A 23,090-nucleotide genomic window follows, 5' to 3' on the forward strand; every position below is an offset into this window, starting at 1 on the left:
CCTCCTCAGGCCGCACCCACCGCCACCGCCTCAACCGCGGCGGCGACCGGCAGGCCAACTCCGCGCTCTACCGCATCGTGCTCTGCCGCCTGCGCTGGGACCAGCGAACCAAGGAGTACACGCAGCGGCGCACCAAGGACGGCCTGTCCAAGAAGGAGATCATCCGCTGCCTCAAGCGGTACATCGCCCGCGAGATCTACCAAGTCCTGACCACCCCGGCCAACACCACCACCACCACTGCCGAACAGCTCACCACCGCCGCTTGACATCCATAAGAGCATCCACCGGCCCCGCCCGGGACGGCGATCCGTCCCGGGCGGGCTCGCGCCTACGACGGCCGTGCGCCCGGCGCGTGGCGGAACGCGTCCGCGGCGGCGGCGTCGAAGACCGTGAGCTGGTCGTGGACCTGCTCGGCGGCGGACGGGCCGAGGCCGGCGAGGAGCGCGTGGGCCAGGCGCCAGTGCGCGTCCGCGGCTGCGGGCTCGCCGGCGAGCCGGTGGCCGACGCCGAGGTGCGCGAGGGTGCTGGCCTCCCCGTATACGTCGCCGACGGCCCGGAAGGCGTCGAGCGCCTGGACGTAGCCGGCGACGGCCTCGGCGGGCTCGCCGCGGCGCAGGCGGACGTCGGCGAGGCAGGACCAGGTGTGCGCCTCGTACGGGCGGTTGCCGAGCTTCTGGTGCAGCACGAGGGCCCGTCGCAGGAGGTCGAGCGCGCTGTCGTGATCGCCGGTGCGGCCGTGGTGCCAGCCGAGGTCGGTGAGCGCGCTCGCCTGCCCGGCCTGGTCGCCGAGCAGTTCGAAGAGTGCGTGGGCCCGGCGGACGGCGCGCAGCGCGTCGGCCCCGCGGTTCTCGACAGCGTGCACCATGCCGCGCTGGTAGTGCGTCCACGCCTGCCCGTCGAGGTTGTCGCCGGCGCACTCCAGCGCGGCGTCGAGGTGGCCGTGGGCGTCGTCGAACCGGCCCAGGTCGGCCAGTGCCGCCCCGAGGTCGCGCCGCGCGCGGCTCTCTGCCGCCCGGTCGCCCAGCCGCCGGGCGGCGGCGACGGCGGCTTCGTGGGCGTCGGCGCGGTCGTGCCAGTGGCCGTTCCGGTGGAGGAAGACGGACAGCGCACGGGCCAGCCGGCACACGTCCTCGTCAAGCCGGAGCCGGCCGGCGAGGCCGAGGACGGCGAGCAGGGCGGTCCGTTCGGCGCCGAGCCAGGCAACGGCGTCGTCGGGGGCGGCGAAGCCGGGGGCGGGGGCGACGGGTTGGCGGGCCGGGGCGGCGGGGGTGACGGGACCGGCGGGGCCGGGGTCGGCCGCCGCGGGCTCGGGGGTCCCCGGGCGGGCCGGCGTGGAGCCGGTGTTCCCGGGGTGGTCGGCGGAGGGGGACGTCTCCGCGGGGTGGGCGGGCGGCGGCGCGGGGGTGGCGGAGCCGGCCGGTTCCGGGCTGCCGGGGAGGCGGCCGGCGGCGGCTTCCGCGGTGCGGACGCAGCAGTCCACGAGGCGGTGCGCCGCGTCGGCGCGGCCGGCGGCCGGGTCGCGGGCCTCGCCGAGTTCGCGGGCGTAGCCGCGCAGCAGGTCGTGGCAGGTGTAGCGGCCCGGGGCGCGCTCGGTGAGCAGCCCGGCACGGGTCAGCTCCGCCAGCGGCCCCCGCACCTGCGCCGCCGGTACGTCCGCCAGCGCCGCGGCGGCCCCGGTGCCGCAGTCGGGCCCGGGGTGCAGCCCGGCGACGAGCCGGAACAGCCGCGCCGCCGGGTCGCTCAGCGTCTCGTACGACCAGGAGAACACGGCCCGTACGTCGGCGGTACGCGCCAACGCACCCAGCGCGTCGCGCAGTTCACCGGCGAGGGCGTCGAGCGGGAGCGCGGGGTGCAGCACGGCGCGGGCGGCCACGATCGCCAGCGCCAGCGGCAGCCCGGCGCAGCGCCGCACGATCTCGTCGGCGGCGGCGGGCTCGGCGGCGAGCCGGTCCCGGCCGAGACGGGCGGCGAGCAGCTCCCGGGCGGCTTGGGGCGCCAGCACGTCGAGGACGAGCGGCTGCGCCCCGTACGACACGACCAGCCCCGGGAGCTGGTCCCGGGTGGTGACGAGGACCAGGCACCCGGACGCGGCCGGCAGCAGCGGGGTGATCTGCGCGGCGTCGCGGGCGTTGTCGAGCAGCACGAGCACGCGCCGCCCGGCGAGCAGGCTGCGGTAGAGCCCCGCCTGCGCGGCCGGCCCGTCGGGCACGCGGTGCGGCGGCACACCCAGCGCGCCGAGGAACTCCCGTACGGCCGCGGCGGGTCGGACGGGATCGCCGGAGGGGTCGTAGCCGCGCAGGTCGGCGTAGAGCTGCCCGTCGGGAAAGCGGTCGGCGACGCGGTGCGCCCAGTGGACGGCGAGGGTCGTCTTCCCGACCCCGGCCGTGCCGGAGACGAGGGCGATCACGGGGGCGTGCGGCGGTCGGTCCAGCAGTGCTGCCAGCGCCGCCGTCTCCGCCTCCCGGGCCGCGAACGCCGCGGTGGCCGCGGGCAGTTGCCGGGGCACCCGGCGGTCGTCGGGCGGCGCCTCCGCGTTGAGGAGGCCGGCGTACACCCGTCGCAGCTCGGGGCTGGGGTCGACGCCGAGTTCCGCGGCGAGCCGGCGGCGGATCGTCTCGTACCGCTCCAGCGCCTCCGCGGGCCGCCCGGCGGCGTCGAGCACGCGCAGCAGGCGCGCCCACAGCGACTCGCGCAGCGGGTGCCGTTCGGCCAGCGCGGCGAGGGACGCGAGTCCGGTGGGGTCGGCGGCTTCGGCCGCGCGGGTACGGTCCGCGGGGGCGCTGCCGTACGCCGTGGGCGCATCGGCCGCCGTGCCGGGGCCGGTCTGCGTCCCCGTACCGTCTGCCGGACCCGCGAACGGCCCGCCGCGGCCCGCGCCCCGGCCCCGTAGCGGATCCGCGCCCGGTGCCAGGTCCAGGTCCACGCAGCGCTCCACCGCCGTCAGATACCGCTCCTCCAGCGCCGGGGCCTCCGTGCCCTCCAGCCGGTCCGAGCGGATGCCGTCGAACGGCGTACCGCGCCACAGCGCCAGCGCCGCCGCCAGCCGGTCCCGTTCCGCCCACCCGCCCGGCGCCGCGGCGTCGAGGAGCCCGGTGAAGCGCAGGGCGTCGACCTGCCCGGGCTCGGCCAGCAGTACGTAGCCGCCGTCACGGGCGGCGATCAGGGCGCCGCCGGGGCGGCCGAGGGCGCGGCGCAGCCGCATGACGTTCGTACGGACGTTGGTGCCCGGGTCGCCGCGCAGCTCCGTGCCCCACACGGCGTCGGCCAGGTGCGCCGTGGAGACCGGGCGGCCGGCGGCCAGCGCCAGGGCCGCCAGCAGCGCGCGCAGCCGCCCGGCCGGCAGCTCGACCGGCCGCCCCGCCACCGCCACGCGCAGCGGCCCGAGCAACTCGACGCTCAGCACGCGGATCGCCCCCCTCCCCGGACCTGCGGTCCCTCCCCGCGGCGTGTTTCACCGCGGTGACACCACTGTGCCACCCGCGGCGCGCCAGGCTCTCAGTCGTTCCGCACCCGCGATCGACGAGGGAGAGCCCCCATGGGCAAGGTGATCTTCGATATCAGCATGTCGCTCGACGGCTACGTCAAGGCGGCCGGCGCGACCCCCGACGAGCCGCTGGGCAGGGGCGGCGAACGGCTGCACGACTGGGCGCTGCACCCCGAGGGCGACAACGGCGAGCTGCTGGCGAGCGCGGTCGCCCGGGCGGGCGCGATGATCGGGGGGCGGCGGACCTACGACGAATCGATCCGCGGGTGGGGGGCTGACGGACCCACGGGGGCCGCCCGGGTGCCGCTGTTCGTCGTGACGCACCGGACGCCCGCGGACGTGCCGGAGAACGGCGTCTGCACGTTCGTCACCGACGGCGTCGAGAGCGCGCTGCGGCAGGCGAAGGAGACCGCCGGCGGCAAGAACGTGCTCCTCATGGGCGGCCCGGACGTCGCCGGGCAGTTCGTCCGCGCCGGACTGGTCGACCAGATCGGGATCCACCTGGTGCCCGTGCTGTTCGGCGGCGGCTCCCGGCTGCTGGAGCACCTCGGGGACGGGCACGTCCGGCTGCGGACGGCGCGCGTCACCGACACCCCGCAGGCCACCCACCTGCTCTACGACATCGTCAAGTGAGCCCCCGCGCCCGGCTTACGCGACACCCAATGCCGCGGCGTCGGGCGCGAAGACCGTCATCCAGTGCGGGCGGAGCCGGTAGAAGACGACCTCCTCGTCCCAGCGGAAGGCGTTCTCACCGTAGAAGTCCTTGAAGTACGCGAGGAGTTCCGGCCATTCGGGGTCGGGCTCCCCCGCCGCGGGGTTGAGAGTGACCGCGTCGCCGTGGGCGAACACGCCGAGTTCCTCGCCGCGCATGTGCGCCACGCTGACCGCGGGCCGGGCCGCCAGGTGCCGGGCCTTGGCCGCGGTGCGGGCGGTGCCGAAGTACCAGGTGCCGTGGAGGAAGTGGCCGTCGGCGCCGCTGATGCGGGGTTCGCCCTTGGCGGTCACGGTGGACAGCGCGAGGGTGCGCATGCCGGTCAGGACGCGGGTGAGCTGGTCCGCCGTCAGGGTACGGCCGGTCCTGACGATGGAGCGGAGGTGGTCGGTGGAGCGGGCCAGGGAGGTGTCGAGCAGTTCTTGCAGCCGCCGGAGTTCCTCGGGGGTTTCACGCATCGGGTCACGGTAGCGGGCGGGATGCGGGGGACGGGGTACGGGGTGGGGTGGGTACGTATCCGCCGCGGACGGCGGCGGGACGGCGGGGCGTCCCCCTCTGCGGGCTGCTCCCGCCCTCGGCCGGATCTCTTCGCGACTCGTCACATCGGCACGTTCCCGCCGGTCAGATACATGACAGGCTGCGGGAGAGGACCGGATCGTTGACGAGAGAACAAGACTGGTTGGCGGAGCGTTTCGAGACCGATCGGCCCCGGCTGCACGCGATGGCCTACCGGATGCTGGGCTCTGTCCCGGAAGCCGACGACGCCGTCCAGGAGGCGTGGATCCGGCTCAGCCGCTCGGATACCGGCAAGGTGGAGAACCTCGGCGACTGGATCGCGACGATCGTCGCCCGGGTGTCGCTGAACATGCTGAAGTCCCGCAGGTCCCGGCCCGAGACGGGGACGGACACGACGGACGGGGACGATCCGCAGGACGAGTCGTGGCCGGTCGATCCGGAAGAGGAGGCGGTGATCGCCGACTCGGTGGGGCTGGCCCTGCTGGTCGTCCTGGATGCGCTGACTCCTGCCGAGCGGCTGGCGTTCGTGCTGCACGACATGTTCGGGGTGCCCTTCGAGGAGGTCGCGACGGTACTCGATTGCTCCCCCGCCGAGGCGCGGCAGTTCGCCCGTCAGGCGCGGCGGCGTATGCAGCGGTCGACGCCGAGCCTGCCGCGGAGGGAGGCCCTCGGCACCTGCGCCGCCGGCGGCCCGTTGCCGGCCGGGCAGCCGGATCTGGCGACGGCGTTCCTCGCGGCGTCCCGTGAGGACGACTTCGAGGCGCTGCTGGAGCTGCTGGCTCCGGACATCGTGCTGCGTACGGACGCGGCGGCGATGCTGATGAGCCGGGAGGCCGGGCGGCGCGGCAGGCACCCGGTCACGGACGTTCCGGAGATCCGCGGTGCGGACGCGGTGACGCGCGTCTTCGCGGGCCGGACGTGGAATCCGGCTCCGGCGCTGATCGGCGGTGCGGCGGGACTGGTGTGGGTCAAGCGCGGACGGCCGCACGTGGCGTTCTGTTTCGCCACGGAGAACGGCAGGATCACGGCGATCGACATCAAGGCCGATCTCGACGGTCTCGGCATCGTCTTCCCGTAGCCGCCCGGCCGCCGGCCGCCCGGGCAGGGCGTAACAAGATCCTGCCACCGGAGGCCTTCTGTCAGGCGTTGCATGTGCGACCTAGGGTATAGGCATGGACGAATCTACCGATCTCACCGAGCAGTTGATGGATTTATCCGTCGGCTATCTGCGGTCTGCCGCGCTGCACGCGGCCACGCACTGGCGGATCGCGGATCTGCTGGCCGGCGGTCCGCGCAGCGCGGACGACCTGGCGGCGGAGGCGGGGCTCAACGGCCCGTATCTGGCGAGGCTCCTGCGCTTCCTGGCGGCTCACGGTGTGTTCCGGCAGGAGGACGACGGCCGGTTCGCGCTGACGCCGATGGCGGAGTTGCTGCGCGAGGACGTGCCGGGGTCGATGCGCAGTTACGTAGACGTGCGCGGCCACGACATCTACTGGCGTGCCGCGGCAGGGTTGCGCGAGGCGGTCCGCACCGGCGCGAACCCGTTCGAGGACGCGTTCGGGATGCCCTTCTACCGGTATCTGTCCGCCAACCGTGAGCTGGGCAGGCAGTTCGACGCGAGCATGGCGTCGTTCTCGGAGGCGCTGAGCGATCAGGTCGCCGAGGCCTACGACTTCGGATCCGCGCGCACCGTGGTGGACGTGGGGGGCGGTCGCGGCGGGCAGCTCCGGGCGATTCTGCGGCGCAACGCGCATCTTGAGGGCACGCTGCTGGATCTCGAGCCGGTGGTGGCGGGACACGTGCTGGACGTGCCGGAGCTGTCGGGCCGGTGGCGCGCGGTGGGCGGTGACTTCTTCTCGGGGGTGCCGGAGGGCGGGGACGTCTACATCCTCAAGCACGTGCTGGCGAGCTGGCCCGACGACCAGTGCGTGCGGATCCTGGAGACCTGCCGGCAGGCCATGCCGGACCACGGGCGGCTGCTCATGGTCAACGCCCTGGTGCCGGAGGGTAACGAGCCGCACCCGAGCAAGACCGTGGACATGGTGATGCTGACCGTGCTGAACGGCAAGGCCAGGACGCAGGCGGAGTACGAGGACCTGATGCGCAAGGCGGGACTGGCGCCGGCACGGGTGCTGCACGTCTCGCCGCACGCCGCGGTCATCGAGGCGGCGAAGGGCTGAGATCCGGCAGTGTCTCCCCTCCCGGCGGCCGGCGTGCGGCACCGTTCGCTCTGGCTAACTCCCGCTAAATAGACGGCAATTCGTTGTAGGACGAATGAGGCTCTCCGCGTCTAGGGTGACGCCGGTTGCAGCGCCCCTGACTGCGGGGGCGTGCCAAGTTGAGGAGAGACATGTCAAGAGCAAGCAAGTCTTGGGCGGGGGCCTTCCTTGCGGCGGCAGTGGTGGGCAGCCTCACGACCGGTGCCATGCCGAGTCAGGCCGCGTCGTCCGGCAAGGGCACGCCCAAGGCGTTGAAGCCGGTGGTGCTGGCGAGCGGGCTGGAGAACCCGCGTGATGTCACGCTCCAGCCGGACGGCTCGATCCTGGTCGCGGAGTCCGGCATGGGCCCGGACAATCCCTGCACGGAGCCGGGCGCCCAGTGCCTCGGCTTCGACGGCGCCATCCTCCAGGTGAAGGGCAACAAGAAGAGGCACGTCGCCACCGGCCTGCCCTCCAAGCTGATCATCCGGGCAGACGGTTCCGGCGTGATCGCCGGCGCGAACCACGTCGGGGCCGCGCCGGACGGCAAGTACTACGTGGTCTACGGTCTGAGCGGCACCCCCGAATCCCGCGATGCGCTCGGCGCGGGCGCGGAGCCGCTCGGCACGCTGGCCACCTCCGACGGCAGGGTTCTGGGCGACCTGACCGCGTACGAGGGCGAGAACGACCCCGACTCCATACTCGGCAACAACGACATCCTCGCCAACCCGCAGCACTACGTCAGGGACGGCAGGGACTTCCTGGTCACCGACTCCGCCGCCAACACCCTGATCCGGGTCCACCCCGACGGCACGATGGAGACCGAGTTCGTCTTCCCGAACAACCTCCTGCCCACCGCCGAGGGCGAGGTGTCCACGATGGTGCCTCCAGGTGAGGTCGAGGGCGTGCCCACCAGCATCGTGCCCGGCCCGGACGGCAGCTTCTACATGTCCGACATGAGCGGCATCCGGCCCGGTGTGAGCCGCATCTGGCACTACGAGCCCGGCAGCGAGCCGACCGTCCTCGCCACCGGCCTGACGGGCGTCATGGACCTCGACGTCGACCCCGACGGCAACCTGGTCGCCCTGTCGTACGCCACGGACCCCAACGTGCCGAGCGTGCCGTACACCGCTGCCCTGACCCGGATCGACAAGGACACGGGCGCCCTTACCAAGATCGACACTGGTGACAGCCTGACCCTGACCATGGGCCTGGACATCGCTCCGAACGGCGACATCTACGTCACCAACAACGCGCTGAGCGACCAGGGCGAGCTCCTGAAGTTCCCGGCCTCCTGATCCCATTCGCCTGTTCCACCCCCGTCCGGCGGACGCCCTGCCTTCGAGGCGGGCGTCCGTCGGCATGGGAGGCAACCGCCCACTGCCGGCCCCGCGCCGTCCGCGTCGTACGCTCGCGGCGGCTGCGGGGCCGTACGGGCTACGGCTGCAGGCGGACGGAGGTCCAGCCGTCGCCCTCGCGGTCGTAGCGCAGCCGCAGGTGGAGCCGGTCGGGGCGGTGGGCCCAGAACTCGACGTCGTGGGGCAGCAGCCGGTAGCCGCAGAAGCGCTCGGGGCGGGCGAGGGGCTTGCTGCCCGCACCGAGGCGTTCGGCTTCGGCGCGCAGCGCCGCCGGGTCGGCGAGCGGCTCGCTCTGCCGGGACGCCGCGGACATGGCGTGCAGCGGAACGGGCCGGGCCTGCCACAGGCTGTCGGATTCGGCGAGGGGGACGGGTTCGACGGGTCCGGAGAGCTTGACCTGCTGGCCGGTCTCGCGCCAGTAGAGCACTCCCGCGCCCCAGTTGTTCTCCTCGATCTCGCGGCCCTTGCGGCTGGTGGCGTGGGTGGTGAACAGGACGCCGCGCTCGTCCACGGCGCTGACGAGCACGATGCGCGCGGAGGGCCGGCCCCTCTTGTCGGCCGTGGCCAGCGCGAGCGCCCTGGGCTCGCGGACCTCGAGCTCGTCGGCGCGGTCCAGCCAGCGCTTCAGGAGACCCACGGGGTCGGCGGGCGGGTTGTCGTACTCGGGGAAGTCCGGGTCGTTCTCGACGGTGAGGCTCTCGAACCTGCTTGTGTGCATCTCATGCCTTTCTGCGGTGGCCGCCAGCCGGGCGCCCGCGGTCGGGGGAAGCTAGAGGCAGAGGGTGCCGCGTCCTGCGGTGACGCCGTTGCCGCCGACGTGGACGGCGTGGATCTGGTCACCGTCGCCCTCCGCGGTGGCGAGCATCAGGGAGGGCCGGCCCATCTCGACGCCCTGGAGTATCTCGACCTCTTCGCCGTACGCGGCCAGGCCGTGCCGCGCGAGGTGGATGGCGAGCGGGCCGGCCGCCGAGCCGGTGGCCGCGTCCTCGACGACGCCGTACGCGGGTGAGAACATCCGGGCGCGCCACTGCCGGCCCTGGCCGGCGAAGCAGTTGGCGGCCATGTCGGGGAACGCGGACAGCGCGCGGTGGTCGGGGTGCAGCGCGGAGAGCGCTGAGACGCTTTCCAGTCCGACGAAGACGTGGCGGGGGCCGTTGCGGTAGACCTCCACGGGGGCGACGGAGGTGTCGACGCCGAGGGCGGCGAGGAGTTCGCCGGCTTCGGCGTAGGGCTCCCACACCGGGTGGGGCTGGCGCATGCTGACCTTGACGGCGCCCTCGTCGTCGGTGAGCTGGACGGGGATGACGCCCATCGCGGTCTCCAGGCGCATCTCGTCCTGCTTGCGGGTCTCGCCGAGGGCGACCGCGGTGCCGAGCAGCGGGTGGCCGGCGAAGGGCAGTTCGTTGACGGGGGTGAAGATGCGGATGCGGGCGTCGCCGCCGTCGCGGGGAGGCAGCACGAAGGTGGTCTCGGAGAGGTTCATCTCCCGGGCGATGCGCTGCATCAGGTCGGGTGTCAGTTCCCTGGCGTCCAGGAACACGGCGACGGGGTTGCCGTGCAGCGGCCTGCGGGAGAAGGCGTCCACCAGCATGTAGTCGAGTTCGGGCATGTGCGGCACTCCTGACGGGCGGATACGGGTTCGTCGTCTGGCCCCGGCGGCGGGGCTCATGTGGCGGGCGCTTCCGGCCTCACCGGCCGAGCGCGCCGAGGAGGGCGTCGCCGATGAGCCGGGGGCCGTCGACCGTGAGGACGGATTCGGCGTGGAACTGGAAGGACGCGAAGCGGGGGCCGCGCAGGGCGTCGACCTGGCCGGTGGCCGCGTCCCGGCTGACGCGGACCCGGCCGACGCCGGGTACGTCCAGGTCGTCGTCAGGGCTGACCGCGGCGAACGTGTTGTAGTAGCCGACGTGTTCGCGGCGGCCGAAGAGGTCGATGGCGCGCTGGAGGCCCTGGTTGGGCCGGCTGCGGCGGACGAGGGGGAGGCCGAGGCGGAGGCTGAGCACCTGGTGGCTGAGGCAGACGGCGAGGAACGGGGTGCGCTGGCGCAGGAGACCGGCGACGGCGGTGTCCAGCGCGGCGATCTTCGGGTCGGCGGCGGCGCGGGGGTCGCCGGGGCCGGGGCCCATCACGACGAGGTCGAAGCCGTCCACGGCGTGCGGCTCGTCGAAGCGGCGCACCTCGGCGGTGGGGCCGAGGGCTTCGAGTTGCTGGACCATCATGGCGGTGAAGGTGTCCTCGGCGTCCACGACGAGGACCTTCAAGCCCTCCAGCGCGGGCACGGTCAGCGGGCGGGCGGCGGTTCCGGCGAGCCAGAAGCCGGCGATTCCGGTGTTGCGCCCGCGTAACGCGTCGCGGATGGCGGGGTGGTCGGCGAAGCGCGGGGCGGGCGGGACGGCGGCGCCCGCGGGCGGCGCGGTCTTGGCCCCGGCGGCGGGTGCGGCGGACGTCGCGGCCTGGCCGGGGCCGGGCTGCGCGTCGGCCGCGCCGTCAGTGCCGTCCGCGCCCAGGGCGTCGAGCAGCGCGGCTGCCTTCGCACGTGTCTCCGCCGCCTCGCCCTCGGGGGACGAGTGGCGGACGAGCGTGGCGCCGACGGAGAGCGAGAGCCGCCCGTCGTCCGCGATGTCGGCGGTGCGGATGAGGATCGCCGAGTCGAGGGTGCGGCTGCCGGTGGGCTCATCGCTGACGAGCGCGGCGACGCCGCTGTAGTAGCCGCGGCCGTGCGGTTCGTGGCGGGCGATGACGCGGGCGGCGCTCTCCACCGGGCTGCCGGTGACGGTCGGGGCGAAGAGCGTCTCGCGCAGCACGTCGCGTACGTCGCGGGTGGTCTGGCCCTCGATGAAGTACTCGGTGTGGGCGAGCCGCGCCATCTCCTTCAGCCCGGGGCCGGTGACCCGGCCGCCGGCGGTGCAGATGCGGGACATCATCTTCAGTTCCTCGTCGAGCACCATGTACAGCTCGTCCGTCTCCTTGCGGTCGCGCAGGAAGGCGGTGAGGCCGTCGAGGGTGGGGCCGCCCGCGGGGTAGCGGTAGGTGCCGCTGATGGGGTTCATCACGGCGCGGCCCTCGTGGACGGAGAGGTGCCGTTCGGGGGTGGCGCCGACGAAGGTGCGGCCGTCGGCGTGGATGGCGAACGTCCAGTAGGCGCTGGGTTCCAGGGAGATCAGCCGCCGGAAGACGGTCAGCGCGGCGCGGGCGGGATCGCCGCCGACATCGGCGGACAGGGTGCGTTTGATGACGAAGTTGGCGCCTTCGCCGGTGCCGATCTCGCCGGTCACGACGCGCCGTACGACGTCGGCGTACTCCTCGTCGGAGAGGTCGAAGCGGTGGCCGGTGAGCGCGGCGGGGGTGCCGGGAAGCCGGGCGAGGGCGTCGGCGAGCGGCACGGTGGCCTGTTCCGTGACGTTCACGGCGATGAGCGGCGCGCCGTCGTCGGGGGCGGCGAAGCCGCGCTCGGTGAGCTGCCGGTAGGGCACGACGAGGAGCGTGCGGTGGGCGGTGGCCGCGGGCGGGGCGGCCGGGGCGGGCAGCGGGAGGCCGGCGAGGGTGGGGGGGTGGGTGAGGTCGCCGACGAGTACGTCGACGGTCCCGGGGGTGCCGCTTTCGGGGCGGTGCAGGAGCGCGTACGCCGGCGGGAGGGGCCCGCTCAGCAGCCGGTCGAGCAGCCCGGGGCCGGCGGCGTCCGGGCGGGGGCCGGGGGCGGTGGTCATGCGAATATCTCCGCGCTCGGGACGACCATGCCGCAGCGCCGGGCCACGTAGTCGAGGGTCATGCGGTGCTGCTCCGCACTGAAGTCGGCGACGGCGTCGGCGGCGAGGAACACCTGGATGTCGTGGGTGAAGGCGTCGACGGCGGTGGCGAGCACGCCCACGTGGGCGTAGACGCCGCAGAGCACGAGCTGGTCGCGGCCCTCGGCGCGCAGCCTGTCCAGCAGCCCGGACTTGAAGAAGGCGCTGTAGCGCCACTTGGTCAGCAGCCAGTCGCCTTCTGCGGGGGCGAGTTCGGGGACGACTTCGCGGTCCTCGGGGGCGGTGCGCATGCCGGGGCCCCAGAAGTCGGCGAGCAGGCCGCGCTCTTCGGGTGTCATGCCGCCGGGCTGTGCCGAGTAGGCGACGGGTACGCCGAGTTCCGCGGCGCGTTTGCGCAGCAGCGCCGCGTTGTGGACGAGCTGGGAGCGGACCGGCTCGGGCACCGGGCGCAGGAAGAACCGCTGCATGTCGTGGACGACGAGCGCCGCGCGGGCGGGATCGGGGGTCCATGCCGCCAGGTTGGCCGGCAGGGTCTCTGCCGTCGGCAGCTCGTACGGGTCGATGACGGGTATGCCGACCACGGTGGGGCTCCTTTCAGAGTGCGGTGGGGGGCGGGCTGGGTCCGGGCCGCGCGGCAGGGGCCGGGGACGGCCCCGGGTGCCCGGTGGCGCCGTCAGCGGGCGTGGGCCCACGCGGCGACGAGCCGGTGGGCCTGACCGGGGTTGAGCCGGGGGTCGCAGAAGCTGGTGCGGCGGCCGGGCGAGCCGATGGCGGCCATGTCGGTGACGCACTCGGCGACCTGGTCCGGGGTGGTTTCCAGGTGGAGTCCGCCGTTGGTGCCGCCGGTGGCGTCCAGGACGGCGCAGAAGTCCTGGACCGCGGTGAGCATCGTGCCCATGAGACGGGTCTTCTCCCCGTCGGGGCCGGTGATCGTGTTGCCGTGCATGGGGTCGCAGATCCACACGGCGGGGTGTCCGGCGGTGCGGACGGCCCGGACGAGCGCGGGCAGGCGGCTGGCGACGAAGCCGGCGCCCATGCGGACGATGAGCACGAGGCGGCCGGGGCTGCGGGCGGGGTCGAGGCGGGCGGCGAGTTCGGTGATGTCGTCGGGCGTGGTGCCCGAACCGATCTTGCACGCCACGGGGTTGACGACGCCGGCCAGGAGGCCGACATGGGCGCCGTCGGGCTGGCGGGTGCGCTCGCCGACCCACGGCAGGTGCGCGGAGGCGAGGTACCGCTCGCCGGTTTCGGTGCGCCGCAGCATCGGCGTCTCGTAGTCGAGCAGCAGCGCCTCGTGGCTGATCCACACCCGTTCGGGGTCGGGGCGGCCGGCGTTGACGGCGTCGAGTTCGCGGACGACGTGCTGGGCGGCGCGTAAGCAGGTGAGGATGCGCCATGGGTCGGGGCGCCGGGCCTGCGCGTCGGGCTCGGGGGCGTTGACCATGTGCCCCCGGTAGACGGGCAGGGTGACGCCGCCGATCTGCTCGACGGGCTTGGAACGGGGTTTGGCGAACTGCCCCGCGATGCGGCCGACCCGCAGGGCGGGACGGCCGGTGATCTCGGACGCGGTGCCGGCGAGCGCGTCGAGCAGCGCGCTCTTGCGCCGCACGTGGTACGGCGTGGACTCCGCCGGGTCCTCGGCGCAGTCGCCGGCCTGGATGAGATGGGCGCGTCCCTCGGCGACCTCGGTGAGGGCGCGGCGCAGCCGTGCCGCGCCGTCGCCGGTGACGAGCGGCGGCGCGGCGTCGAGGGCCTCGCGTACCCGTCGCACCTGGCCGGCGTCCTCCCACTCGGGTTGCTGGAGAGCGGGTCGCGCGTGGAACTCCTGGACTGACGTAGGCACGTTGCCCCCCTTGCCGGGTGTGCGTATCGGGGATCGCGGTCGGCTGAACGGCAGTGCTCAGGTCGGGATGCCTTCGCGGCGCACCGAGGGCACCTCGATGCCCAGGGCGCGGAACTGCTGGCAGGGATTCATGAACTCGCGCTGCTGCTTGATCTTTCCGTCCTCGAAGAGGAAGGAGTGCAGGAAGTGGTTGCGGTAGTGGCCCGGTTCGTAGCCGGGGAAGCGGATCTGGCCTTCGCCGTCGCACTCCACCCAGAAGCGGTTGGGGTCCTGGGTGTCGAATATCTCGATGTTGATCCAGGCCCAGTCGGGGAAGCACTTCAGCGACCAGACGGCGTGCTCGCCGAGGGTGTCGCGACCGCTGATGACGATGGGCTCGCCGGTTTCGGTGGTCCACAGCCCGCCGGTGCCGTCCTCGGTGAACAGCAGGTGCCGCTCCAGCCGGTCCTGGCCGCGGCAGTGCATGTACGTGTCGACGATGGCGCGGTTGTGGTCACGTACCTCTTTTTCGCTGGGCATGGGTGGTCTCACTCCCTATTACTCAGGTGGCACCCGGGCGGTGCCCGGGCCGTACGGACTCCGTCGTCCTGAACACGGTCAACGGCCGCCGGGGACATGGGTGTCGAAGAGGCTTCGGATCCGGCTGGTCCCCCCGAACTCAGCCGGTGAAATCGAGCGGTCCCGCGCGGTTCAGCGGGCCCTGCTGGAACTTCCGGGCGGCCTGGACGCGCCGCGGGCAAGCCGCCGCGCCGGCCGGATACTCGGGATACGGAAGTGCGGCACCGGAGGTGCGGCCACGATGGCAGATCGAGCTGAAACTCGCACTACCGGGTCGTGCCTCCTTACTCCTTGTCGGGGTCCGGTCTTGCTCCAGCACCATAACCGTCCGCCGGGCCCCTCCAACACGAGTGAGCGGCATAGCGCGGACGCCTGGCAAGGACTTGCCAATCTGTTTTCAGCCTTCTATGCAATACACAGCGCCCCGTGCCGTGGCGACGATTATGCGCGGTCATGAAAGTCGGCTGAAAGTCGCCGGGTCAGTCGTCACCGGGCCTGATACGGCGGGCTTTTGCCGACGCGCACCGGCGCGTGCGGCGGGAGCGCAGCCCCGGGGCGCGGGGCGGGCGCGCAGGGGTGATCCGGGGGCGGGGCGGTCTTGCGCTTCGCCGCCGCGTGCCCAAGACTCCCCTACGACGTGTCAGGGGCACGGCAAAAGCCGGGCCGCTGACGGTGTCTCATGGGCTCGTCACCTCGAGTCCTGGTTCCCCCAAACCAGAGGAGACATCTGTGAAGATCTCTCGCACCACCCCCACCGAGGCTTCCCGCGGCAGACTGCGGCTGATCACCGCGACCGCCGGCCTCGCCGCCGTGGCAGCGCTGGCGCTGCCCGCGGGTGCGAACGCACAGGAAGCCTCACCCTCGTTCAGCGCGGCAGAGCTCCGGTCCGTCGACCTCGCGGTCGGCGAAGCGGACGTCGCGGGCACCGCCTGGTACGTCGACCGCGCCACCGACACCGTCGTGGTCACCGTCGACAGCACCGTCTCCGCGGCCGAAGTGGACCGGATCACCGAGGCGGCCGGCGACAACGCCGGAGCCGTGGACGTCCAGCGCACCAACGGCACGTTCACCAAGTACATCGCCGGTGGCGAGGCCATCACCACCAGCGGCTCCCGCTGCTCGCTCGGCTTCAACGTCGCGAGCTCGGACGGCACCGCGTACGCGCTGACCGCCGGCCACTGCACGAACATCGGCTCCTCGTGGAGCATCGGCACCAGGGCCGGGACCAGCTTCCCGACGAACGACTACGGCATCATCCGGCACTCCAACCCGTCGGCGGCTGACGGCCGGGTCTCGCTGTACAACGGGTCGTACCAGGACATCACCTCCGCGGCCAACCCCTCGGTCGGCCAGTCCGTCCGGCGCAGCGGCAGCACCACCGGCGTGCACGGCGGGTCCGTCACGGGACTGAACGCCACCGTCAACTACGGCGGCGGCGACATCGTGTACGGCATGATCCAGACGAACGTCTGCGCCGAGCCCGGCGACAGCGGCGGCCCGCTCTTCAGCGGCAGCACCGCGCTCGGCCTGACCTCCGGCGGCAGCGGCAACTGCTCCTCCGGCGGCACGACGTTCTACCAGCCGGTCGTCGAGGCCCTGAACGCCTACGGCGTGAGCGTCCTCTAGTCCCCGGCACCGCTAGTCCCCCGCACCGCGCACACGGCACACGAGCACGTCGCCCCGGCCGGCCACCCGCCGGCCGGGGTCCGTGCGTTCCCGGGCGACGCCGGCCGGCCCGGTGGCACCCGCTACGCGGTGCCCTGCGCGGCTGCGGCCTCCCGGATCGCGCGGGCCGCGGCGGTCGGGACGTAGCCGTCGGGCACGCCCTCGACCATGATGATGTCGCCCTCGATGCGGCGGGAGCGCAGCGGCGCCAGCTCCCGGTAGGCCGGCGAGTCCCACCAGGCCCGCGCCTCGGCGATCCCCGGGAAGCCGATCATCACGACGCCCCCCGGCCAGTCCCCCTCCTTCACCTCGTGCGGCGTGGCGTGCACGAGGTACCGGCCGCCGTACGGCTCGAAGGTGCCCGGCAGCCGCTCGATGTAGTCGGCGACGTCCGGGTGCGGGGCGGAGTCCCGGAGGCTGGCGATCACGTAGGCGGGCATGGTGGTCCTTCCGTTCGGGGACGCGGTCCGTACTCTTCGCGGAGGAGCGGACCGGGGTCGATTACCCCGCGGGTAGGCGGCGACCCCGGCACCCGGCACGGCACGCGCGACGGCCGCCGCGGGAGTCCCCGGCGGCGGCCGTCGTCATCGCCCGCGCCTGGCGGCACGGTTCGCCTCACTCCTTGCGGAGCACCGCCCCGTAGGCGTCGCACGGCTTCTGCGTCCGGTCCGCCGGGCGCCACCGGCTGACCGGAACCAGGCCGGGTTCGACCGGCGTCCAGCCGTCGGTGATCCGCTCCAGGTCGGCGCGGCCCCGGTCGATCAGCGGGTCGCTGGCCCGGCGGAACGCCTCGATGACGGCCGGCACCCGGGGGTCGACCTCGGACGAGATGTGGTTGACCGCCAGGTAACTGCCCGGCACGACCGCCTCGCGGATCCGGGCCACGATGGCGGCCGGGTCCTCCTCGTCGGTGAGGAAGTGCAGGATGCCCGAGAGCAGGACGCCGACGGGCATCGTGAAGTCCAGGGTGGACCTGACGGCTTCGTGGAACAGGACGCTGTCCGGGTCGCGCACGTCGCCTTCGAGGGCCACGGTGTACTCGCCGTCGGCCTGGAGCGCCGACATGTGCGCGACGGCGACGGGGTTCTTGTCGACGTAGACCACCCGCGTGTCGGGGGCGATGCGGTGCGCAACCTCGTGGACGTTGTCGTAGATGCCGGTGGGTATGCCGCCGCCGATGTCGAGGATCTGCCGGACGCCGGCCTCGCCGACCCAGTACTCGACGGTGCGGTCGACGAAGAGCCGCTGCTCCCGCGTGAGCACCTTGAGGTCGGGCATGATCTGCTCGGCCTCCGCCAGCAGGTCGCGGTCGGCGTGCACGTTGTCCCGGCCGCCCAGCGCGTAGTCCCAGAAGCGTGAGGGGTGGGGCTTGCGCGCGTCCGGCAGCGGCATTCTCCCCTCGCGTTCGGTCGAGGTCTCGTCAACGGCCATGTCTGCCTCCGTACCCGCGGCCATCGGTCTCACTCGCCGCCGAGCGTGATCGACGTGTCGATGAACTCGTTGGTCACCAGGTCCTCGGGCGTCAGCCCGTCCTTGACCGGCTTCTTCTGCGCCTCGAAGACGGGCCCGGCGAGGTCGATCAGCTCCTGCACCCGCCCGGTGTCGAACTCGCCGACCGGCTTACCGGGATCGGCGACGAGGTCGAGCGCCTGCATCTGCTCCACCGAGTACTTCCCCACGCCCTTGGAGAACGGCTGGTCGGCCTTGAAGGCGTCACGCAGCCCGATGACCTTGTCGATCACCGGGTCCGGGTTCTCCATCAGGTCGACCGCACCCTGCTGGATGACGGGCACCAGCTTCTTCAGGCACGGCGCCAGCTCGGCCTTGTCCGCCGGGCGGATCATCGGCGACGGACCGGGGTTGGGGTAGTACTCGTAGGCGAGCTGCGACTCGACGGGCTTGCCCCAGTCGGGCAGCTCCTCCTCGTAGATGTACGGGTCCTCGGTGGCGTACCCGGAGGTGGCGATGTCGCCGCCGGCGGCGACGAAGCGCGCCGGGGAGCCGTCGCCGGAGCTGTCGACCTGGTCCTTCTTCAGGACACCCTGGCTGGTCAGGTAGTCCATGTAGGGGGTGGGGACGTAGACGACGGTGGTGTCGGTCTTGCCGATGTCCTCGATCGACTTGACGTCCGGGTGCTTCTCCGGGTCCCACATGATGACCTGCGGGTTCTTCGCCAGCAGCGACATGATCGCGAGCGTCGGCTGCTTGTCGGAGTTCTGGATCGCCTCGTCGAAGCCCTGCGGGATGCCGAGGTGGATGCTGTCGTCCGTGTACATCTGCGAAGACGTCGGGTTGAAGCCGATCGCCGGCCCGCCGGAGCGCAACTCCAGCTTCACGCCCGTGTCCTTGCCGCCGGAGGCGACGAGCGGGGCGGTGACCTTCTTGGCGTTCGCGTCCACGTCCATGTCGTCGCCGAGGAGCTGATACATGGCGCCGGCGGAGGTGATGTCCGGCCACCACGCCGTCTGGACCACGATGGTCTCCGGGCACTCCTTGCTCAGGTCCGTGGCGCCGCCGGCCTCGGTGGCCGGGGAGGCGGTGTTCTTGCTCTCGTCGCCGTCGTCGTCGCTGTCGCCGCAGGCGGCCAGCACGGACAGCATCGCTACGGCGGCGGCGAGGGGGACCGCCTTTCTACGCACGTGGTGCAGAGACATGTGAGATCCAGTGACGATCGGGCGGCCGGAGGCCGGCCTGGCTGACGGGGGTGCCGGACTGACTGGTACCTGATCATATGCCTTCCGCGCGTATGTTCGGCGTGCTCCCCGGTCGAGTCCCCTTTGCCACAGGGTCGTTGAGGCGCCGGAGCGCCGCGTCTTCTTCCGTGCGTGCCGGGGTGGCCGGCTCGCGCCGGGCGTCGGCGGAGCCGGTCACCGGCGGTCTGCGCGCCGCTAGAAGGTCACGTCGCTGCAGAAGAAGTAGATCTGGTCCGCATGCGACGCCTTCCAGATGGTGTAGACGATGTGGTGGCCACTGCGGCCGGGGGCACTGGCGTCCGCCGTGTAGTGGTTGGCGGGGCCGTACGGGCCGGCGGTGGCGACGCGCTCCAGGTCGCCCCAGTCGAGCGCGTCGGTCTGCGCGTCGTAGCCCTGGCGGGTCACGTAGACGTAGAGGTAGTCAGCGCCGTGGTACGCCTGGTCCAGGACGTCGACGGTGAAGTCGGTGCCGATGGCGGAGGTCTTCCACGGGCCGGGGGTGTCCATGGAGTTGTAGCGGCCGTCCTGGGTGTGGCCGGCGCTGCAGAGCTGGTTGTCGGGGATGTGGGCCTCGAAGTCGCCGCCGGTGCCTTCGCGGTAGAGGCCGTTCCAGTTCCACATGCCGTTGGTGTCGTGCTGCCATGCCTGCCAGCACATGGGGTCCTGCTGCTCCATGTCCGGGTTCTGGAAGTCGCTGCCCCAGCGCAGCCAGCAGTCGTAGTTGCGGGAGACGGGGTCGGCGGCGGAGCCGTGGGCCTGCGCCGTGCCGCCGGTCCAGGGCGTCAGCAGGAGCGCGGCGGCGGCCAGGACGGCCAGGAGGGCACGGGCGGGCAGGCTCCGCGGATCGGTGCGATCGTTCCGTAGCGATGACACTGCGGCTCCTCCTCCGGGAGGGGGGTGGGGGAAAGGAAAATGGGAGCGCTCCCATTTTCCTCCCATCCCCCGGCCATACCCGTACGAAACCTGTGCGGCGATGAGTTCCGGCCCCCTGCCCGGTCTTACCCCCGTACCCGGCCGACCGCCTGCCAAGGAGAACGACATGACCGCCACATACACCTTCGACGTCTTCAGCAGCCTCGACGGCTTCGGCGCCGCCGGCGGCGACTGGACCGGCTACTGGGGCAAGCAGGGCCCGGAGCTGCTCGACCACCGCCTCGGCCTGTACCGCGGGGCGCAGCGGATGGTCTTCGGCGCCCACACCCACCGGCTGTTCGCCCAGATGATCGCCGAGAGCACCGAGGGCGACGACGTGCGCGACCCGTGGGTCACCCGGATGACGCAACTGCCGGCGACCGTCGTGTCGACCACGCTGACGGAGCCCCTCGACTGGCCGGACGCGACCGTCGCGCACGGCGACGCCGTGGACGTGGTCGCCCGGCTGAAGGAGGAGTCGGACGTGCCGCTGCGCTCCCACGGCAGCCTGTCGATGAACCGGGCGCTGCTGGCCGCCGGCCTGGTCGACCGGGTGCAGGTGACGCTCTTCCCCGTGATCACCGGCCGGTCAGGGCTCGACCCCGTCTTCCGGGGTGCGGAGGACTTCGACCTCGAACTGCTCGGGACCCGGACCCTCGACGGCTCCATCCAGGAACTCATCTACCGGCCCACCCTGCACGGCTGAGCCCGCGCCCTCCTCCCCCGGCGGCGGTCAGGAGGCGAGGTTCCGGCGCTGGGCGCGTACCAGCTCCTCGGCCTCCGCCGCCGTCGCCACCGCGGGCGGGGAGCCCCACAGCGGCATGCCCGCGGTCTCCTTCAGCAGCGACACCGAGACGATGCCGACGACGGCGAAGCCCATGGTGTAGTACGCCGCCGCCATCGGCGTGTCCAGGACGTGCACGAGCCCTTCGATGACCGCGGGCGTCGTGCCGCCGAAGACCGCGACGGAGATGTTGTAGCCGATGGCGAGGGAGCCGTAGCGCACTTCCGTGGGGAAGAGCGCCGGCAGCGTCGCCGACATGGTGCCCTGCAGGCAGATCAGGCAGCCGCCGAGCAGCAGCATGCCGCCGAAGACGGCGAGGGGGGACCCCTGCCGCACCAGGGCGTAGGCCGGGGCCGTCACCACGAGGAAGCCGGCCATGCCGGTCATCAGCAGCGGCTTGCGGCCGAGGCGGTCGTTGAGGCGGCCGACGAACGTGACGACGGCGATCATCGCGACCATGGTGGCGATGACGACGGCGAGCTGCCCGGTCCGCGGCCAGTCGAGGGCCTCGGTGAGGTACGTCGGCATGTAGGTGAGCAGCATGTAGTTGGCCACGTTGTACGCCGCCACCAGCGCGATGCACAGCAGCAGCGTCCGCTGCTGCCCCCCGAGGATCCGCCGCAGGTCCCCCGCCCCCTGCTTCCCCTCGGCCTTCAGTACCCCGGCGGCTTCCGCCCCGCCGGTCACCTCCGCCACGGTGGCCCGGCCCGCCTCGGACTTGACGAACGCGGGCGTCTCCTCCAGCCGCAGCCGCAGATAGAGACCGATCGCGCCGAGCGGGCCGCCGACGAGGAACGGGATGCGCCAGCCCCAGGAGCCCATGGCGTCCTCGCCGATGCCGGCGGTGAGCGCGAGGACGAGCCCGGAGGCGCCGATGTAGCCGGCGAGGGTGCCCAGCTCCAGGAAGCTGCCGAAGTAGCCGCGCCGCTTGTCGGGGGCGTACTCGGCGATGAAGGTCGCCGCGCCGCCGTACTCGCCGCCGGTGGAGAAGCCCTGCACCAGCCGGGCGGCGATGAGCAGCAGGGGTGCCCACAGGCCGATGGTGTCGTAGCTGGGGATGAGGCCGATGGAGAAGGTGGCCGAGGCCATCAGGATCATCGTCAGCGCCAGCACCTGCTTGCGGCCGACGCGGTCGCCGAGCGGGCCGAAGAAGGCGCCGCCCAGGGGGCGTACGGCGAAGGAGATGGCGAAGGTCGCCAGCGACAGCATCGTGCGGGTGCCCTCGCCGGCGCCGGAGTAGAAGACGTCGCCGAGGGTGACGGCGAGATAGGCGTAGATGCCGTAGTCGAACCACTCCATGGCGTTGCCCAGCGCGGCGGCGCGCACGGCGCGCCGGATCTCGGGCTCCTCGGTGACGGTGATGTCGCTCAGCCGCCACTTGGGCCGCAGCTTGGCCTGCGCCACCCGGAAGAGCACGGGGTGGCGTCTTCGTGCCGCACGCTCCCGGGCCGCGCCGCCGTCGTTGTCCTGGGCCTCTGCGTCCATGGGATCCGGGGTACCACGCCGCCCGCCGCCATCGCGGTCAACGCGCCGCCCCACCCGCCGGTTCGGCCGGGGGTGCCCGGCGGGCCCGGCTTTAGTTCGTCAGGTTGATCTGCGGCCGGAGCTGGTCGAAGCCGAGGTCCGGGGGCTGCCTGCGCTGCGCCGGCAGGCGCGGGTCCGCACCGGCCGGGGCCGTCCACCAGCTCACGCTGCCCTCCTCGACGGTGCGCAGCAGGATGCCCTCGCGGATCGCCCAGGGGCAGACCGTGACCACGTCGATGCTCATCAGCTTCATCGCGGTGTGCGCGACCACGGCGCCGGCCAGCGACTGCCTGGCGCGCGCGGGCGAGATGCCGGGCAGCCGGGCGCGTTCGGCCGCGGGCAGCCCACGCAGTTGCTTGACCGCGCGGCGGAGGTCTTCCTGCGCCATCGTGCGCGGGACGAACGGGCCGTGCCGGCCGGGTGCGGCGCCGCAGAGGCGGGCGAGCTGCTGCATGGTGCGGGAGGTGACGACGGTGGTACGGGGCGCCTCCCAGCGGATGCGCGCGGCCACGTCCCGCAGCCGGTGCCGGACGTGGCGGCGGACGGCCTTGACCGCGGCGGGCGGCGGCGGGTCGTGCCGGCCGAAGAACTCGCGGGTCAGCCGGGCGGCGCCCAGGGGCAGCGCGACGGCGAAGTCGGGCAGCCGGCTGCGGCCGCAGGCGACCTCGAACGAGCCGCCGCCGATGTCGAGGACGGCCATGGGCCCGGCGCGCCAGCCCATCCAGCGGCGGGCCGCCAGGAACGTCAGCTCCGCCTCCTTCTCGCCGGGCAGCAGTTGCAGGACTACGTCGGTGCGCTCGCGGACGGCGCGGCAGATGTCGCGGGCGTTGGGGGCGTCGCGTACGACCGCGGTGGCGAAGGCGAACGGCTCGGTGACCCCCCAGCGCCGGGCCTCCTCGCGCGCGGCGCCGACGGCGGCGGCCAGTTCCGCGACGGCGCGGTCGCCCAGCCGTCCGTCGGGGCCGGCGGACTCCGCGAGGCGCAGTTGCCGCTTGGCGGTGTGCACGGGCAGCGGCACCTGGCCGTCCGCGTCCGCGACCACCAGGCGCACCGTGTGGGATCCCGCATCGATCACGCCGACTCTCATCCAGCCTCGC

The 23,090-nt window shown here is 73.1% G+C and carries 21 protein-coding genes; 7 read left to right on the forward strand and 14 right to left on the reverse strand.

Annotated elements, in window-relative coordinates:
- The coding region (locus B124_RS21135) for a transposase (protein WP_496504463.1) at positions 1-266 on the forward strand (266 nt) is incomplete at its 5' end.
- 62 nt (positions 267-328) lie between these two features.
- Here B124_RS21135 and B124_RS21140 read toward each other — a convergent pair.
- Positions 329-3,403 carry an AfsR/SARP family transcriptional regulator gene (locus B124_RS21140; RefSeq protein WP_496504464.1) on the reverse strand — a complete coding sequence of 1,025 codons (3,075 nt, stop codon included), beginning with the start codon at positions 3,401-3,403 and terminating at the stop codon, positions 329-331.
- Between the two features lie 132 nt (positions 3,404-3,535).
- Between B124_RS21140 and B124_RS21145 the strand changes: the two genes are divergently transcribed.
- Positions 3,536-4,117, forward strand: a complete 582-nt coding sequence (locus B124_RS21145) for a dihydrofolate reductase family protein (RefSeq protein WP_496504465.1) — start codon at positions 3,536-3,538, stop codon at positions 4,115-4,117.
- 15 nt (positions 4,118-4,132) lie between these two features.
- Here B124_RS21145 and B124_RS21150 read toward each other — a convergent pair whose 3' ends face one another.
- Positions 4,133-4,654, reverse strand: coding sequence for a pyridoxamine 5'-phosphate oxidase family protein (locus B124_RS21150; protein ID WP_496504466.1), 522 nt, complete (start codon positions 4,652-4,654; stop codon positions 4,133-4,135).
- A gap of 200 nt (positions 4,655-4,854) precedes the next feature.
- Between B124_RS21150 and B124_RS21155 the strand changes: the two genes are divergently transcribed.
- From B124_RS21155 to B124_RS21165, 3 genes are all read left to right on the forward strand, one after another.
- Complete coding sequence (locus tag B124_RS21155; RefSeq protein ID WP_496504467.1) at positions 4,855-5,790, forward strand: sigma-70 family RNA polymerase sigma factor; 936 nt, start codon at positions 4,855-4,857, stop codon at positions 5,788-5,790.
- 94 nt (positions 5,791-5,884) lie between these two features.
- Complete coding sequence (locus tag B124_RS21160; protein WP_496504468.1) at positions 5,885-6,892, forward strand: methyltransferase; 1,008 nt, start codon at positions 5,885-5,887, stop codon at positions 6,890-6,892.
- A gap of 245 nt (positions 6,893-7,137) precedes the next feature.
- Positions 7,138-8,208: a ScyD/ScyE family protein gene (locus B124_RS21165; RefSeq protein WP_496504469.1), complete on the forward strand. Its 1,071-nt coding sequence runs from the start codon at positions 7,138-7,140 to the stop codon at positions 8,206-8,208.
- Between the two features lie 139 nt (positions 8,209-8,347).
- On the opposite strand, the gene phzG is transcribed toward B124_RS21165, so the two are convergent.
- The 6 genes from phzG to B124_RS21195 all read right to left on the reverse strand — a co-directional run bounded on the left by phzG (position 8,348) and on the right by B124_RS21195 (position 14,376).
- Positions 8,348-8,986: a phenazine biosynthesis FMN-dependent oxidase PhzG gene (gene phzG, locus B124_RS21170; RefSeq protein ID WP_496504470.1), complete on the reverse strand. Its 639-nt coding sequence runs from the start codon at positions 8,984-8,986 to the stop codon at positions 8,348-8,350.
- A gap of 51 nt (positions 8,987-9,037) precedes the next feature.
- Positions 9,038-9,877, reverse strand: coding sequence for a PhzF family phenazine biosynthesis protein (locus B124_RS21175; protein WP_496504471.1), 840 nt, complete (start codon positions 9,875-9,877; stop codon positions 9,038-9,040).
- A 79-nt stretch (positions 9,878-9,956) separates the two neighbouring features.
- Positions 9,957-11,975 carry an anthranilate synthase family protein gene (locus B124_RS21180; RefSeq protein WP_496504472.1) on the reverse strand — a complete coding sequence of 673 codons (2,019 nt, stop codon included), beginning with the start codon at positions 11,973-11,975 and terminating at the stop codon, positions 9,957-9,959.
- Positions 11,972-12,595, reverse strand: coding sequence for an isochorismatase family protein (locus B124_RS21185; RefSeq protein ID WP_496504473.1), 624 nt, complete (start codon positions 12,593-12,595; stop codon positions 11,972-11,974). Before B124_RS21185 ends, B124_RS21180 begins: the two co-directional genes overlap by 4 nt.
- A gap of 92 nt (positions 12,596-12,687) precedes the next feature.
- Positions 12,688-13,857 carry a 3-deoxy-7-phosphoheptulonate synthase gene (locus B124_RS21190; RefSeq protein ID WP_496504474.1) on the reverse strand — a complete coding sequence of 390 codons (1,170 nt, stop codon included), beginning with the start codon at positions 13,855-13,857 and terminating at the stop codon, positions 12,688-12,690.
- Positions 13,858-13,914: 57 nt separating this feature from the next.
- On the reverse strand, positions 13,915-14,376 hold the full coding sequence (locus B124_RS21195; protein WP_496504475.1) for a PhzA/PhzB family protein: 462 nt from the start codon (positions 14,374-14,376) through the stop codon (positions 13,915-13,917).
- Positions 14,377-15,144: 768 nt separating this feature from the next.
- Here B124_RS21195 and B124_RS21200 point away from each other — a divergent pair.
- A complete protein-coding gene (locus B124_RS21200; protein ID WP_496504476.1) occupies positions 15,145-16,041 on the forward strand; it encodes a S1 family peptidase in 897 nt (298 codons plus the stop codon).
- A gap of 122 nt (positions 16,042-16,163) precedes the next feature.
- On the opposite strand, the gene B124_RS21205 is transcribed toward B124_RS21200, so the two are convergent.
- From B124_RS21205 to B124_RS21220, 4 genes are all read right to left on the reverse strand, one after another.
- The gene (locus tag B124_RS21205) at positions 16,164-16,520 is read right to left on the reverse strand and encodes a DUF1330 domain-containing protein (protein WP_496504477.1); all 357 of its coding nucleotides are present in this window, start codon (positions 16,518-16,520) and stop codon (positions 16,164-16,166) included.
- A gap of 175 nt (positions 16,521-16,695) precedes the next feature.
- Positions 16,696-17,511, reverse strand: coding sequence for an SAM-dependent methyltransferase (locus tag B124_RS21210; RefSeq protein WP_496504478.1), 816 nt, complete (start codon positions 17,509-17,511; stop codon positions 16,696-16,698).
- A 29-nt stretch (positions 17,512-17,540) separates the two neighbouring features.
- Positions 17,541-18,734, reverse strand: coding sequence for a hypothetical protein (locus tag B124_RS21215; RefSeq protein ID WP_496504479.1), 1,194 nt, complete (start codon positions 18,732-18,734; stop codon positions 17,541-17,543).
- A 234-nt stretch (positions 18,735-18,968) separates the two neighbouring features.
- Positions 18,969-19,646, reverse strand: a complete 678-nt coding sequence (locus B124_RS21220) for a lytic polysaccharide monooxygenase (protein ID WP_496504480.1) — start codon at positions 19,644-19,646, stop codon at positions 18,969-18,971.
- Between the two features lie 166 nt (positions 19,647-19,812).
- Here B124_RS21220 and B124_RS21225 point away from each other — a divergent pair, with 166 nt between their 5' ends.
- Complete coding sequence (locus B124_RS21225) at positions 19,813-20,391, forward strand: dihydrofolate reductase family protein (RefSeq protein ID WP_496504481.1); 579 nt, start codon at positions 19,813-19,815, stop codon at positions 20,389-20,391.
- Positions 20,392-20,418: 27 nt separating this feature from the next.
- Here the strand turns inward: B124_RS21225 and B124_RS21230 are convergent, their stop codons facing one another.
- Complete coding sequence (locus tag B124_RS21230) at positions 20,419-21,954, reverse strand: MFS transporter (protein WP_496504482.1); 1,536 nt, start codon at positions 21,952-21,954, stop codon at positions 20,419-20,421.
- A gap of 91 nt (positions 21,955-22,045) precedes the next feature.
- The gene (locus tag B124_RS21235) at positions 22,046-23,080 is read right to left on the reverse strand and encodes a Ppx/GppA family phosphatase (protein WP_496504483.1); all 1,035 of its coding nucleotides are present in this window, start codon (positions 23,078-23,080) and stop codon (positions 22,046-22,048) included.
- Positions 23,081-23,090 lie beyond the last annotated feature (10 nt).

This window comes from Streptomyces sp. CNP082, from assembly GCF_059570535.1.